The organism is Streptomonospora mangrovi (assembly GCF_027604915.1).
GTDB lineage: Bacteria > Actinomycetota > Actinomycetes > Streptosporangiales > Streptosporangiaceae > Streptomonospora > Streptomonospora mangrovi.
In genome coordinates, this window is sequence record NZ_JAJAQC010000025.1 from 25,091 (window position 1) to 39,234 (window position 14,144).

A 14,144-nucleotide genomic window follows, 5' to 3' on the forward strand; every position below is an offset into this window, starting at 1 on the left:
CGGGTGCCCTCCCCGTCCCGGCCCGGGGCGCTCACGCGGGCGCGGCGGCTGCGGGGGGCACCGCGTCGACCCCGCGCAGCCGCGTGAGCTGGGTGAGGAGGCGCAGCACCAGCCGCCGCTCGCGCTCCTCGGTGGGCAGCAGGTCGGCCGTCGCCGCCTCCTCGCCGGTGGACAGCCGCTCCACCAGCCCCAGCAGCGCGTCGGCGCGGGGCACGGTGACACGGCGGCCCCGCACGTAGACGTCGCAGCGGTCGGCGTGCTCGCGCACCACCAGCGGGAAGGGCGCGGCCAGGCGGACGGCGCCGGCGGCCAGGGCGGCGGCGTCCACCTCGGGCAGCGGCACCGGCGACAGCGACAGCCCGGCGTTGCTGCGCTGGCGGGCGGTGTAGGTCTCCACGGCGTCGGCCAGCCAGGCGTCCAGGCGCGCCGCCGGCAGCCCGGCCCAGTCCAGGTCGGTGTAGTCCACCGGCACGGGGGCGAATCCCGGCCCCCGGCCCACCGGGTCGGCGCCGGCGTCCAGCACCTCGCCCAGGGCGGCCGCGGCCGCCTCCCGCACAACCTCGCGCGCGGTCATCTTCGACATCTCGAACCCGAAGGTGGCGCTCAGCTCCGCCGAGTGGCCCACGTGGTAGCGGGAGACGTTGAGCATGAGCAGGTCGCCCGGCCGCATCTCGTGGGTGTCGGCGTGCGGCAGCAGCGGGTCGGGGTCGAAGGTGGCCCGGGTGGTGCCGGTGAGGCGGCGGTAGGTCTCCACCGGCCAGGAGTGGAACGTCTTGCGGCCCGGGCCGACGTTGAGGTGCAGCACCCGCTCGTCGCGGCCGACGTCGCGGTGCACACCCGAGGGGGTGAACCCGTAGTCGCCCATGAACAGCGACACCCGGTAGAGGTGCTGGGGGATCCCGAACGCCTCGCGGGCCGGGGCGAACAGCTCGGCCGCCGCACGGGCGACCGGTTCGCTCCACCGCTCGGCGGCGTTGACCATGACGCTGAACGTCCGCCCCGCGAACACCCGCTTGCCCCAGTCCTCGACCCGCTCGTCGGGGCCGGGCGGGTCGGCCAGCACCGCCGCCTTCAGCGCGGCGGAGCGCCGGCCCTCCACCGTCACGTCCAGCATCCGCAGCACGCGGGCGTGGTCGCTGTCGGCGGCCAGGGCGCCGACCAGCGCGACGGCGTCGCCCAGGTCCACCGGCACGGTGGCGAAGGGCGACTCCAGCAGCACCTGCTCCTCGAAGCCGCCCGAGCGGGCCTCGACCTCGGCCCACACGGCGCGCGCCTCACCCGACATCGGACTCCTCCTCCTCACCCGCCGGGGCGCCGCCCTCGGCCAGGGCCTTGGCAAGCCCGCCGCCGGTGCGCGGGGCGGGCGGTGCGTAGTGGTCGGCCGCGCGCCGCCACACGGCGGCGGTGTCGGCCAGGTGCCCGACCGCGATCCTCGTGTGCTCGGCGAGCAGGTCGGCGCCGGCCGCGCCGCCGTCGCGGTGGAAGCCGAACGGCAGCGACCGGCGCAGCCGGGGGTCGGCCTCGGCCAGCGCGGTGATCTCGCGGACCAGCACGTCGCGCCAGGTGACCGGCTTGAGGGCGATCGACAGGTGCAGCGACGCCTCGTGGGTGGCGTCGCCGACGTGGATGTAGCCGCGCGGCAGGTACAGGCAGTCACCCGGCCGCAGCAGCACCTCCTCGGGGTCGGTGAGCGCGACGTCGCGGCCCTTCCACGGGCGCGCCGGCGGCCGCTCGGCGGGCGCGCCCACGGTCCACCGCTTGGAGCCGTGGACCTGGCGGATGAACACGCTGGCCATGTCGTAGTGGGCGCGGGCGCCCCGCGCGCCGGCCGGGGTGAGGAACGCGGCGCAGTAGGTGTCGTAGCCGGTGGCCTCGGCCACCCCGCGCGCGAGGTCGGCCACCGGCGGGCACCAGGAGCGCACCTCCTCGAACACCAGGGTGGTGCCGCGCCGCAGCTCGGCGGCTGCCTTGGCGGGGTCCACCAGGGTCTCCGACGTCGGCCCGGTGCGCTCGCGGGCGCGCGCCAGGGCCCCGGCCTCCGAGACCGCGCCGTCGCGCATCAGCCGCAGCGCCGAGGTGGGCAGCGCGACCTCGAAGAACAGCCGGTCCAGCAGCTCCAGCGAGAACACGTCGTCGAAGTCCCCCAGGCCGCGGCTGACCAGCGGGCGCTCCTCCCACCGGCGCCGCAGCTCGGCGACGTCGCCGACCAGGCGCTCCAGCGCCCCGGTCACGGCGCGCCTCCCGGTGCCCCGGCGCCCGTGCGCGCGTCGTCGCGGCGGCGGCGCGCGCGGCTTGCCTTCTCCATGCGGCCCTCCCAGAACGGGTCGAGGTGGCGGATGTCGGCCGTCTCGGCGCGGACGTCGACGCGGGCGGGCAGCTCGGTCACGACGACGCGGTCGTCGGCGCCGACGGCGGCGAGGTGGTTGTCGTGGGTGAAGACCAGGCCCACGCGGCCGTCCAGGCCGCCCAGCGGCGGGTGGAACGACCGCTGCCCGGCCACGTTGAACAGCTCCAGCGGCGCGGCGCGACCGGTGCGGCGCACGGCCAGCCACTCGCCGTTGACCGACACCGTCAGCGCCGCGATGCCCGGCCGGGCGGGCAGGTCGTAGGTGGTGCGCGGCGGCCACGGCTCGATCCGGGCCAGCACCAGCCGGCCGGCGGCGGGCGCCGACCACACCCCGCCCAGGATCTCGTCGTAGGCGCCGACCCCGGCGGCCCGCGCGGGGTCGCGGTGGCGGTCGGCGGCGCCGGTGCGCGGATCCAGGCGGAGCAGGCCGCCGTCGCGGGTCAGCACCACCAGGCAGCGGCGCCGCGCCTGGCGGGCCAGGACCACCGGTTCGGCGGGCAGGGCGGCGCGCTCGCGCCAGGCGCCGTCGTAGGTGAGCAGCGCCGATGCGGTGGCCGCGGCCAGGGCGGGCGGGTCGGTGCCGGGGCCGGCGGCGGCGATGGCGCGGGTGCCGGCGGGCAGCGCCACGGCCGCGTCCACGGTGATGTCGCCGTCGTCCCAGCGGACCGGGACGACCGCGCCGGCCCGGTGGTCCACCGCCAGGAAGGAGCCGGAGGCCGCGCCGGGCACCACCGCGTCGGCGCGCACGCCCGGCACCGGGCGGGCGGTGGGCGGCAGTTCGGCGAGGTCGGCCAGCAGCAGGGTGGCGTCGGCGGCGGTGCGGGCCAGGATCCGGCCGTCGGCGTCGGTGGTCAGCCACGGCTCAGACATCGGCCGCCGCCTTCGCGCGCTCGGCGGCCAGGTCGGCGTAGGTCCGCAGGTTGGGGCCGATCCACACCTTCTGCGGCGGGCAGGGCCGCACCCCGTCCTGGATGCGGATGAGGGGGCAGTGCGCGCCCTGGCAGGAGGGGCGGAAGAAGCACGCCTGGCAGCCGGTGTCGTGGGCCTCGTCGTTGTCGGTCCACAGCCGCATGAGGGAGTCGTCCAGGTTGAGCGCGCCGTCGGGGCTTAGCCGGCCCACCATGTTGCGGGCGTCGCGCAGCGCCACGGTGCACTTGTTGACGATCCCGTTGGGGCGGATGAGGAAGGACCACGGGTTGGCGGCGTAGCAGACGCTGCCGCCGGGGCGCAGCGTGCGGGTGTCGCCGCTGGGCAGGTCGTGGCACTGGGCGTCGTGGTAGAGCGCGAGCTTGGCGTCCTCGGCCTCGCGGCCGGTGGCGGTCTCGGTGCCGGCGTCGTTGGCGCCGCCCCACTTGCCCACCGGGCGGAAGATCACCTGGAAGCGGTCGTCGCCGTCCACGATGCCGCCCAGCTCCTCCAGCAGCTCGGGCACGCTGCCGACGTTGGAGGGGCTGAAGTTGGTGCGCAGCAGCGCCGAGAAGTCCAGCCCGCTCTCGGCCAGGCCGCGCACGTTGGCCACGATGTCGTCGAAGGTGGCGCCGCCGCCCATGAGCGGCCGGCTGGCGTCGTGGGAGTGGCGGGGGCCGTCCAGGGTGATCTGGAGCTGGCGGATGCCCAGGTCCACGCAGCGCTCGGCGACGTCGGGGGTGAGCAGGTAGCCGTTGGTGGTCATGCCGGCCCGGTAGTCGATCCCGTTGGCGGCGGCGAACTCCAGGAAGTACTCGCTCAGCTCCTCGATCACGTCGAAGGCCACCAGCGGCTCGCCGCCGAACCACGACACCCGCAGCGCCTTCAGCCCGCCCTCGGCGTGGCGGCGGCGCACCAGCTCGCGCACGCCCTCGCGGACGCCCGACAGCATCCGGCCCAGGGCGAAGTCCTCGTAGCAGTAGGTGCAGCGGAAGTTGCACGACTCCGTGGGCATGAGGATCAGCTCCAGGGTGTCGCGCCGCTGGAGCCGGGCGTCGCGCAGCTCCTTGGCCTCGGCGCCCTCGTCGTGGTCCTCGGGCACCACGTAGCCGCGCTCGGCCAGCGCGGTGATCAGCCGGGCGCGCTCGGGGCCGGCCTCGGCCTCGTCGGCGCTGAACCGGGCGCTGCGGTTGTGCAGCAGGTCGTGGACCCGCCCGGCCAGCGGGTCGCGCACGTAGAAGACGCTGCCGCGCAGGGAGTTGTACAGCACCGCACCGCCGGCGTCGTGGGGGGTCAGGATCGTGAACCGCGAGGGCCTGAAGACGCGGTTGCTGCTCATCGGGATCCCTCCGTGGGGAGTGGGTGCCCGGCGCGGCGCGCCGGAGGGGACGCGTGCCGCCGCGGCGAGGTGTGTGGCCACGCCGCGGCGGCTGGGTCGCGGTCCGCGTCCCCGGGTCTTTCGGTGAACGGACCGTTCACGCGGGATGTCAGCAACCGAAGTCGATGTCGGACACCTCGGGGGTCTCCTGCGACTCCACGACGATCTCCTCGAACTCGTCAAAGCTCTGCATGCTGGTTCACCTCCTTCGCGGGGTCGAGGGGCACCGGCTTCCGGCGAGCCGGGGCGATCGGGGGGTCCGCGCGCGCCGCCGGGGCCATCGGGCGGCGCCGGGCGCGGCGCGGACGGTGCGGGGGCGGGGCCTCCGCGGTGGGGGATGGGGGTCGGCGGGCCGCTCCCGGAAGGGGCCGGCGGGTCAGGGGCGCTCCGGTGCGGCGGTGCGCGATTTCCGTTTTGTCATCGCGGAAATGACAATAGGCAGCGCGCCGGGAAAGGGGCATCGTCCGCTGGGGCGACGTTGCGCTACTACGCCCGGGATGCTGCGGGTACATAAAAATATGTACGGCGGCCGGGGAGCGGACTCCCGCGCGGTGCTCCACCCGGCCGGTCTTGGCGCGGGGCGGACGACCCCGCTCGGGCGGCGGGGGCCGTGTGCGGCCGCGCCCGCCGGTGAAAATCCGCCGAAAAAAGAGACCCCGGCGGCGATGGTCGGCGCGCCGGACGGAAAAGCGCGCCGATTCGCGACCGGGGTCCGCCTACTTCAGGTTGGCGATGACCAGGACGACGATCAGGCCCAGCACCACCAGGCCGCCCACCAGGCCGATGTTCAGCTCCCAGGGGCCGATGCCGATCGTGGTGTCGTAGACGAGCGTCATCGCCCGCGTGTGGTCCACCGTGTTCACCCTTGCTCACCCTCTCTCGTGGTTGGCGCGCTCACTCGCCCCAGAGCGCGCGCATTATGCGGCCGCGGCGCCGGTTGTTGGAAATCCGAATACTTCCCGGCATCGCGGTGGCGTGGATTTTGACGACCGGGGAGCCGGGACGCGCGGGGACGGTTTCGACCGACCGGTCACCGAGGTAGGCGGTTCCGTGGAGTTCCACGCCGATACCCGGCGGAACCCAGACCATGATGCTGCCCAGCACGGTGCGCAGATGCAGCGTGACGGTCGGCGAAACGAAAAAGGATTCCCGCAGGTCCAATTTGATGTGGCCCAGGACGGCGGTCGCGGTGAGGCCGTCGTCCACGACCCACCGCCCGCCGCGTTCGAGGTCGTCGCCCAGGGCGAACAGCCGCGGGGCCGCGGCGGTGCCGCCGGAGGCGTCCACCACTTCGGCCGAGGGGCGCTGGGGCAGGTCCGCCACGACGCGGGCGAGTTGGGCGCGGGTGCGTGCGGTGAACACCGCCTCGGTGCGCTCGCTCAGCTCCTCGAGGGTGAGCCGCCCTTCGGCGCACGCCTCGCGCAGCAGCTCCACGGCGTCGTCTCGTTCGGTGTCCGAAGCCCGAATGTCGTCGGTTTCCACGCTTTTGATGCTAGCGACGCGACCCCCGCCCGCGGATCGTCCTCCAAGCGGAGATTGGTGTCCTCACAAATGTGTATGCGCGGATTATGGTGACACCGATACGGAGTCCGAAACGATGCGGAAACGGTATATCGGTGGGGTCCGCGGTAAAAGGACAAAGCCCGGTATTTGCCGCGCCGGTAAACAACCCCCGGCCCGCGCGGCACCGCCCGCCGGGCATTGGCGGCCCTACCTCAAGGGCCGGTCGGGCGGGTTTCGGCTCAGGGCGCCGGCGGCGCCGCGGCGGCGCGCGCCGCCCGCCGCACCCGGGCCGAGCGCGGCCCCAGCACCGCGCCGGCCAGCGCGGCGGCCACCAGCGAGGCGATCAGCACCCCGGCCTTGGCGTGCTCCAGGGTGGCGGGCGCGCCGGCGAAGGACAGGTCGGCGATCAGCAGCGAGACGGTGAACCCCACGCCGGTCAGCAGCGCCAGCCCGGCGATGTCGGCCCACCCCAGGTCGGGGTGGAGTTCGGCGCCGGTGACACGGGTGGTCACCCACGAGCCGCCCAGGACCCCGGCGAACTTGCCGGCCACCAGCCCCACCACGATCCCGGCGGCCGCCGGGTCGGCCAGGGCCGTGCCCAGGCCGGCCATCGGCACCCCGGCCGACAGGAACGCGAAGACCGGCAGCGCGAAGCCGGCGGAGAGCGGGCGCATCCGGTGCTCCATCCGGTGGCTGGGGGAGTGCGCCTCGCCCTCGTGCACGCTCGTGCGCATGAGCAGGCCCATCGCCACCCCGGCGATGGTGGCGTGCACGCCGGAGGCGTGGACCAGCGCCCACACCGCGAACGCCAGGGGCACGTACACCGCCGCGCTCAGCAGCGGCGAGCGGCGCAGCGCGGCCGCCGGGCCCGTGCCGCGCTGGAGCCAGGCGAACAGCGCCAGGCCCGCCGCCGCCCCGGCCAGCGGCGCGAACGCGATGGCGTCGGTGTAGAACACCGCGATGACCAGCACCGCGCCCAGGTCGTCCACCACGGCCAGCGTCAGCAGGAACGTGCGCAGCGCCGGAGGCAGGCCGCGCCCCACCACCGCCAGGACCGCCAGCGCGAACGCGATGTCGGTGGCCATCGGGATGCCCCAGCCGCCCAGCGTCTCGGGGCTGGCGGCGTTGACCGCGACGTAGGCGGCGGCCGGCACCACCATGCCGCACACCGCCGCCACGATCGGCAGCGCGGCGCGGCGGGGGTTGCGCAGCTCGCCGTGGACGAACTCCTGCTTGAGTTCGTTGCCCACGATGAAGAAGAAGATCGCCAGCAGGCCGTCGGCGGCCCACGCCTCGATGGACAGGTGCAGGTGCAGCGCCTCGGGCCCGATCTCGAAGTGCCGCAGCCCCTCGTACAGTGCGGCGGCCGGGGAGTTGGCGAGGACCAGCGCCAGCACGGCGGCGGCGAGCAGGATCAGCCCGCCCACGGTGTCGCCGCGCAGGGCGTCGGTGAGGCGGGTCAGGGCGGTGGGCGCGGCAGAGGCCACGGGGCGGCTCCGGAGAAGTCGGCACGGGTGGGACGACGCCGACCAGACTTCCCGGCACACCAGGCGCGCGATGCGCACCGCCGCCCATCCTGGCTGATGGCGGTGCCCGCTGTCCAGTTCGCCCGCCTACGCGGCGATGCGGGGGCCGCCGGGGGACCGCCGCGGCGCGGACGCGGCCGTGCCCGGCACCGGCGCTCGCGCGCTGGTACCGGGCACGGAAGGACGCGTCGGCGTCGGCGGGTGAGGCGCCGGCTAGCCGCCGACGCTGACGCCGAACACCTCCAGCACCGAGTACACGCCCAGCACAGCGATCAGTACGCTGCTGACCACCAGCGCCCCGGTGAGCCAGGGGTTGGCGCGGAACCGCTTGTCGACCTCGGTGGTGCGCAGGTACCAGACCGCGATCACCACCGCCAGCAGGAAGATCCCGCCGGCGATGCCGCCGATCTGCACCATGATCACCGGCGACTGGAGGAACAGGAAGAACGACGCCCACAGCGGCGGCAGGCAGCAGGTGAGGATGCGGATGGTGCGGGTGCGCACCTTCATGTCGGTCCAGTCGATCACCCCGAGCAGGCCCAGGGTGTTGGTCCACAGCCGGGGCACGCTCGCCGTGGAGCCCACGTTGGTGGAGAACAGCACCGCCACCGCGCCGATGACGAACAGCGTCAGGCCCCACTCGCCCATGGTGTCGGTGTAGATCCGCGCCAGGGTGGAGATCATCGCGTTGCCCTCGGGCACCAGGCCCTGCGGGTGCAGCACCGAGGCGCCGATGACGTAGAACGACAGCGTGCACACCGTGCAGACCAGCCACGACACGCCCACGTCCAGGCGCATGACCCGCAGCCACCCCTCGGCGCGGCGGGCGCGCGCCTCGGTGCCGTCGTCGGGGCCGGTCCAGCGGGCGTAGCCCTTCTCCATGCACCAGTAGGTGTAGGTGGTCATCTCGTCGGCGCCCACACCGGTCAGGCCGAACATCGCCACCGCGATGCCCACGGTGCCGGCGGGGATCATGAAGCTCAGGCCGGTGCCCAGGTCGTCCAGACCGTAGGCGAACTCCGTCAGCGGCAGGCCCAGCGCCAGCACCACGATCGAGGCGGTGAACAGCACCACCGTGGCCACGGTGACCCGCTCCACGGCGCTGTAGCGGCCGCTCTGGAGCAGCAGCACCGTGGTGGCCATGACGATCACCGTCCACACCGCCAGCGAGCCGAAGCTCAGCGGCTCGCCGTAGATCGGCCAGACGATGGACAGCGCCGAGGCGGTGCCGCCGATGATGCCGCCGCGCTGGAGCATCTTGGCGAAGTCCATGCCGATCCACAGCCAGTTGATCCAGCCGACCCGGCCGATGCGCGGGCCGACCTGGCTGTAGCCCTCAAGGGCGGGCTTGCCGGTCAGGATGGTCCAGCGGGCCAGCTCCATCTGCACCCACACCTTCACGGCGGTGGAGATGATGACCAGCCACAGCAGCACGAACCCGGCCTCGGCGCCCAGCGAGGTGGTGACGATCAGCTCGCCCGAGCCCACCACCGCGGCCGAGAGCACCAGGCCCGGGCCAAGGTGGCGCAGCCGGCCGGTGAACGTCGTGGGCGGGTCCTGGGCGTCCTGGGGGCGCAGCGCGTAGGGGTCGGCGGGCGCGGATGCCGCCGCCGCGGATGCGGATTGGTTCATGGCACGACTTCCTCTTGGCGCGGCGCCGCCGCGCGGGGATCAGGGAAACGGGGAAGACGGGGAAGGGGGACGGGGGGAAGGGGCGGAGCGGAGAGCGGGGCGGGGGAGGGTACGGCGAGGGGCGCCGGGGGCGCCCCCGGGCCGGGGAGGGGTGGGCGGGGCCGCCGGGACGGAACGGCTTCGGCGGCGGACGCGGCGCTGGGGGGTGCGGCGTGTGGTGCGGGCGGGTGTCAGCCCACGGGGTGCAGCGGCTCCTCGCCGCGCAGGACGCGCACGACGTCCCGGGCCACCGTGACGCCCATGCCGCGGTTGGCCTCGTGGCTACAGGCCCCGATATGGGAGGTCAGCACGGTGTTGGGCGCCGAGCGCAGCGGGCTGTCGGCCCGCAGCGGCTCGGGGTCGAAGGCGTCCAGGGCGGCGGCGCCGACGTGGCCGCTGTGCAGCAGCTCGGCCAGCGCGTGCTCGTCGACCAGGTCGCCGCGCGCGGTGTTGACCAGGCAGGCGCCCGGCTTCATCGCCTCCAGCGCCGCGCGGTCCAGCAGCGGGGCGCCCGACCCGCCGGGCATGTGCAGGCTGACGAAGTCGGCCTCGGCCAGGCAGGCGGGGAGGTCCAGGGAGCGCACGCCGCGCTCGGTGAACTCCGCCTCGGGCAGGAACGGGTCGTAGGCCACCACGGCCATGCCGAACGCCTGGGCGAACCCGGCGACCAGCCGCCCGATGCGGCCGAACCCGATCACGGCCAGCGTGCGCCCGGCCAGTTCGGGGCCGAAGTGCTTGGGCCAGCCACCCGCCAGCACCTCGGTGTGGGTGCGGGTGATGCGCCGCCCGGTGTCCAGCAGCAGCGCGAACGCCAGCTCGGCCACGGCCCGGCTGTTGCTGCCCGGGGCGAAGGTCACGTGGATCCCGCGCTCGCGGGCGGCCGCCAGGTCGATGTTGTCCACGCCCACGCCGTGCTTGGCGATCACCTTCAGCCGGGGCGCGGCCGCCAGCACCTCGGGGGTGATGGCGTCCAGGCCCACGACCAGGGCGTCGGCCTCGGGCACGCGCGCCAGCAGCTCGTCGGCGGGCAGCACCCCCGACTCGCACGCCAGGACCGCCTCGCCGGCCTCGCGCAGGATGTCCCAGGGCTCCGGTGAGAACCGGCCGAAGGTGGGGGTGGTGATCAGCGTCGTGGGCACGGGGCCGCCTCCCGTCCGGGCGCCGGGGCGGTCGGACGCCGCGCGGCGCTCACGCGGCGCCGCCTTCGCCGGCCGCGTCCAGGTGCCCCCGGGCGGCCTGCTCCAGGTGGACCAGGTCGGAGGCCACGGTCGCGAAGGTGTAGCCCTCGGCCAGCCGGCGCGCCGCGCTCGACCCGTCGGGCGTGTGGATCCCGGCGGCGATCCCGGCCGCCGCGGCGGCCTCGCGCACCCGGGTCACGGCGGCCTCGAACACGTCGGCGACGGCGGGGTCGCCCGGGCGGGCGCCGCCCACGGCCAGGCACAGGTCGGAGGGGCCGACGTAGACCCCGTCCAGGCCCGGCACCGCGCAGATCTCCTCCACGTTGGCCAAACCCTGCGGGGTCTCGATCATCGCCAGGACCAGGGTGGCGGCGTCGGCCTCGGCCGGGGTGGGGCCGATCCGCAGGCCCGACCGCATCGGGCCGTAGGAGCGGGTGCCGTGCGGGGGGTAGCGGGTGGCCGAAACCGCGGCGGCGGCGTCCTCGGGGGTGTCGACCATCGGGACGATCACCCCGCCGGCGCCGGCGTCCAGGGCGCGGCCGATGGCGGCGGCGTCGTTGGCCTCCACCCGGACCAGGCCCGTGGAGCGGCCTCCGGCGTCCACGGCCATCAGGCCGTTGAGCAGCCCGGAGTAGCCGAACAGCCCGTGCTGGGCGTCGAAGGCGACGTAGTCGTAGCCCAGCCGCGCGATGCGCTCGGCGGCGGCGGGGGCGTCGAGCACCATCCAGTAGCCCACGGCCCTCTCGCGGGCGCGGATTCTGCGGGCGAACTCGGCCGCGCTCATTGGCAACACCTCTTGTCCCTCTCTCGGCAGCCGGATGGGGAGCCGGCTCAGCGGTTGTAGGCGGGCATGGGGCCGCGCAGCGACGCCCCGACGGCGTCGCAGGCCCGCGCCACGTCGGCGGGCAGCGGGCCGGCCGCGGCGGCGGCCAGGTTCGCGCTCAGGTGCTCGGGGCGGGAGCCGCCCAGGAGCAGGGCGCCGGTGGCGGGCCGGCCGAGCAGCCAGCGCAGCGACAGGTCGGTCAGGGACAGCCCCGCCTCCTCGGCGACGCGCGCCAGCTCGGCGGTCGCCTCGAACAGGGCGGCGTCCCAGTAGCGCTCGCGGTACATGGCGGCGATCCGGGAGTCGCCGAACCGGCCGGAGGCGGGCGCCTGGTCGAAGTGGTGGCGCCCGGTGAGCAGGCCGCCGGCCAGGGGGTTGTAGACCATGGTGAGCAGGCCGGTGGCCGCGGCGAACTCGGTGTACTCCTCCTCGATCCGGCGGGCGAGGAGGTTGTAGAGCTGCTGGGCGACGACCGGGCGCGGCGCGCCGGCGGCGTCGGCCGCGTGGTTCAGCTCGGCGATCTGCCAGGCGGCGTAGTTGGAGACGGCGAGCGCGCCGACCTTGCCCTCGGCGACCAGGTCGGCCACCGCGCCCAGGGTCTCGGCCAGGGGCGTGGCGCGGTCGGGCTGGTGCAGGTAGAAGAGGTCGACCCGGTCCACGCCGAGCCGGCGGAGGCTGCCCTCCAGGCTCGCCCGCAGGCCGGCCGCCGACAGCGGCGCGTGGCCCTCGGCGTCGGGGTGGGGGATCCCGGCCTTGGTGGCGAGCACGACGTCTGGGCGGCGGGCGGCCAGCAGGCGGCCGACGATCTCCTCGCTGGCGCCGCCGGCGTAGCCGTTGGCGGTGTCCACGGCGGTGACGCCGGCCTCCAGCGCGAGGTCGAGGATGCGCGCGGCGCCCGCTTCGTCCACGGTGTCGCCGAAGGTCATGGTGCCCAGCACCAGGCGGGACATCGGCACCGGAAGGCCGGGGATGTCCACCGTGTCGGGACGGGTCGCGCTCGCGGTCATCGTGCCTCCTTGGTCGGCGCGGGCCGAAGCGGCCGGCGCCGCGCTGCTGTTGCCCGCGTCACTCTGACACGATTGCGCGTTCTGCGCAATATCTTCGGCTCGGTCCACGCGAAATCCGTGCCGCGCTGAGGCGGTCGGCGGCGTCCGGGCGGCCACGCGGACCGCCCTGGGAAGCGGACGGGCAGGTGGGAGCGCGCGGGGCAGGAGGCCGGGCGGGGAGCGGACGGGGACGGGGTGAGGGGGACGCGGGCACGGCGCGGTCGGCTTTTCTGCGTATAACGCGCAATTCGGTGGTGCTGCTGTATTCTCAGGCTCGCCCGTGGCCCCCGCCCGCTCCGGACACGAGAGGACGTCCATGTCCCGCGGTACCAAGGCGCGTCGCGACGCGATCGTCCAGCTCGCCACGACCTCCGGCCTGGCCAGCGTCGAGGAGCTGTCGGCGACCTTCGGGGTGACCGCGTCGACCATCCGCCGCGACCTCGCCCGCCTGGAGTCCGACGGCCGGCTGGCCCGCACCTACGGCGGTGTGGTGTCGCTGGTGGCCCACCCCGAGGCGTCGCTGCGCCAGCGCCTGGGCGAGGCGTTCGAGGCCAAACGCGCGATCGCCCGCTGGGCCGCCGCCCGTATCGGGGCGGGTGAGACCGTGCTGCTGGACTCCGGCTCCACCACCGGCGCGCTGGCCCACGAACTGCGCGAGCGCCGCGACCTCACGGTGGCCACCACCGGCCTGACGGCCCTGGAGGAACTGGTCGGCGCCCCGCACCTGCGCGTGGAGTGCCTGGGCGGCACCCTGCGCCACCTCAGCCAGGGGTTCTTCGGCCCCCAGACGGAGGCCGCGCTCAGCCGCATGACGTTCGACCGCGTCTTCCTCGGCGCCGACGCGGTCACCGCGGAGGAGGGCATCTGCGAGGCCACCCTGGAGCAGACCCACCTCAAGGAGCTGATGGCCCAGCGCTCCGACCGTGTCTACGTCCTGGTCCACGCCGCCAAACTCGGCCGCCGCCCCTTCCACGCCTGGGCCAAGCTCCCCGACCACTGGACCCTGGTCACCGACCACACCGCCGCAGAGGAGTCCCTCCTGCCCTTCACCGCGGCGGGAGTCGAGGTCGTCACCGTCGCCCCGGACGGCACGGCCTGGCACCCGCCGGCGCCGGGCGGCGACTGAGTCCGCGTGCCGAACGCGCGGCGCCGTCCGCCGCGAGGGGCGGCGGACGGCGCGGGAGCCCGTCAGCGGGAATCAGCGGCGGGATTCACCAGGTGGATTCAGCAGCGGTAGGTGCGCCCGTCGGCGACCCTGCCCCAGTTGCAGGACGTGATGCTGCCGCTGGAGGAGTTGTTGTCGGTGCTGCCCGGCTTCTTCAGGCGCAGGTCGGGGTTCTTGGGGCCGTCGTTGTTGAGGACGTGGCGGGCGTAGCCGCGGTAGACGTGGTGGACGCCGTTGGAGGCGCGGCGGTTGGTGCCGCTGCCGGTGTGCACCTGGGCCGACGCCCCGGCGGGGAGGGTGTAAGAGGGCAGCGCCCGGCCGTAGCTGTTGCTGGTGATGTCGGGGACGTAGCCGCGGATGTTGACGGGGCGGTTGGTGACGTTCTTGATCACGAAGAACTCGCCGTTGAGGTTGACCTGGCGGCCGTTCTTGACGTCGGCGCCGCTGGCGTTGGGGCGCACCTGGGTGAGCATGAGCGCGCCGGTGGTGGAGGCGGCCTGGGCCGGGGCCGAGAGCAGGCTGAGGACGGCGGCGGTGGCGGCGGCGACGGCGGCCGCGCGCAGGATGGGGCCGGGCATGAGAACGCTCCTTGGAGGCGGTG

13 protein-coding genes are annotated in these 14,144 nt (G+C 74.9%); 1 reads left to right on the forward strand and 12 read right to left on the reverse strand.

Features of this window, described 5'->3' with window-relative positions; translation table 11 throughout:
* Window positions 1-31: 31 nt before the first annotated feature.
* From LG943_RS15165 to LG943_RS15215, 11 genes are all read right to left on the reverse strand, one after another.
* Window positions 32-1,285 carry a hypothetical protein gene (locus LG943_RS15165; RefSeq protein ID WP_270072934.1) on the reverse strand — a complete coding sequence of 418 codons (1,254 nt, stop codon included), beginning with the start codon at window positions 1,283-1,285 and terminating at the stop codon, window positions 32-34.
* Window positions 1,275-2,231: a JmjC domain-containing protein gene (locus LG943_RS15170; RefSeq protein ID WP_270072935.1), complete on the reverse strand. Its 957-nt coding sequence runs from the start codon at window positions 2,229-2,231 to the stop codon at window positions 1,275-1,277. The genes LG943_RS15165 and LG943_RS15170 overlap by 11 nt, the downstream gene beginning before the upstream one ends.
* Window positions 2,228-3,217 carry a hypothetical protein gene (locus LG943_RS15175; RefSeq protein ID WP_270072936.1) on the reverse strand — a complete coding sequence of 330 codons (990 nt, stop codon included), beginning with the start codon at window positions 3,215-3,217 and terminating at the stop codon, window positions 2,228-2,230. Before LG943_RS15175 ends, LG943_RS15170 begins: the two co-directional genes overlap by 4 nt.
* On the reverse strand, window positions 3,210-4,592 hold the full coding sequence (locus LG943_RS15180; RefSeq protein ID WP_270072937.1) for a radical SAM protein: 1,383 nt from the start codon (window positions 4,590-4,592) through the stop codon (window positions 3,210-3,212). The genes LG943_RS15175 and LG943_RS15180 overlap by 8 nt, the downstream gene beginning before the upstream one ends.
* A gap of 755 nt (window positions 4,593-5,347) precedes the next feature.
* Window positions 5,348-5,494 (reverse strand): hypothetical protein, encoded by a 147-nt coding sequence (locus LG943_RS15185; RefSeq protein WP_270072938.1) that lies wholly within the window; start codon window positions 5,492-5,494, stop codon window positions 5,348-5,350.
* Between the two features lie 31 nt (window positions 5,495-5,525).
* Complete coding sequence (locus tag LG943_RS15190; protein WP_270072939.1) at window positions 5,526-6,113, reverse strand: DUF1707 SHOCT-like domain-containing protein; 588 nt, start codon at window positions 6,111-6,113, stop codon at window positions 5,526-5,528.
* 260 nt (window positions 6,114-6,373) lie between these two features.
* Window positions 6,374-7,621 carry a Na+/H+ antiporter NhaA gene (nhaA, locus tag LG943_RS15195; protein WP_270072940.1) on the reverse strand — a complete coding sequence of 416 codons (1,248 nt, stop codon included), beginning with the start codon at window positions 7,619-7,621 and terminating at the stop codon, window positions 6,374-6,376.
* 252 nt (window positions 7,622-7,873) lie between these two features.
* Complete coding sequence (locus LG943_RS15200) at window positions 7,874-9,292, reverse strand: Nramp family divalent metal transporter (protein ID WP_270072941.1); 1,419 nt, start codon at window positions 9,290-9,292, stop codon at window positions 7,874-7,876.
* A gap of 230 nt (window positions 9,293-9,522) precedes the next feature.
* Window positions 9,523-10,470 carry a phosphoglycerate dehydrogenase gene (locus LG943_RS15205; RefSeq protein WP_270072942.1) on the reverse strand — a complete coding sequence of 316 codons (948 nt, stop codon included), beginning with the start codon at window positions 10,468-10,470 and terminating at the stop codon, window positions 9,523-9,525.
* A 49-nt stretch (window positions 10,471-10,519) separates the two neighbouring features.
* Window positions 10,520-11,293, reverse strand: coding sequence for an HpcH/HpaI aldolase family protein (locus tag LG943_RS15210; protein ID WP_270072943.1), 774 nt, complete (start codon window positions 11,291-11,293; stop codon window positions 10,520-10,522).
* A 47-nt stretch (window positions 11,294-11,340) separates the two neighbouring features.
* The gene (locus LG943_RS15215) at window positions 11,341-12,339 is read right to left on the reverse strand and encodes an aldo/keto reductase (RefSeq protein WP_270072944.1); all 999 of its coding nucleotides are present in this window, start codon (window positions 12,337-12,339) and stop codon (window positions 11,341-11,343) included.
* 355 nt (window positions 12,340-12,694) lie between these two features.
* Here LG943_RS15215 and LG943_RS15220 point away from each other — a divergent pair, with 355 nt between their 5' ends.
* Window positions 12,695-13,504, forward strand: coding sequence for a DeoR/GlpR family DNA-binding transcription regulator (locus tag LG943_RS15220; RefSeq protein ID WP_270072945.1), 810 nt, complete (start codon window positions 12,695-12,697; stop codon window positions 13,502-13,504).
* Window positions 13,505-13,602: 98 nt separating this feature from the next.
* On the opposite strand, the gene LG943_RS15225 is transcribed toward LG943_RS15220, so the two are convergent.
* Window positions 13,603-14,121, reverse strand: coding sequence for a lamin tail domain-containing protein (locus LG943_RS15225; RefSeq protein WP_270072946.1), 519 nt, complete (start codon window positions 14,119-14,121; stop codon window positions 13,603-13,605).
* Window positions 14,122-14,144: the final 23 nt, after the last annotated feature.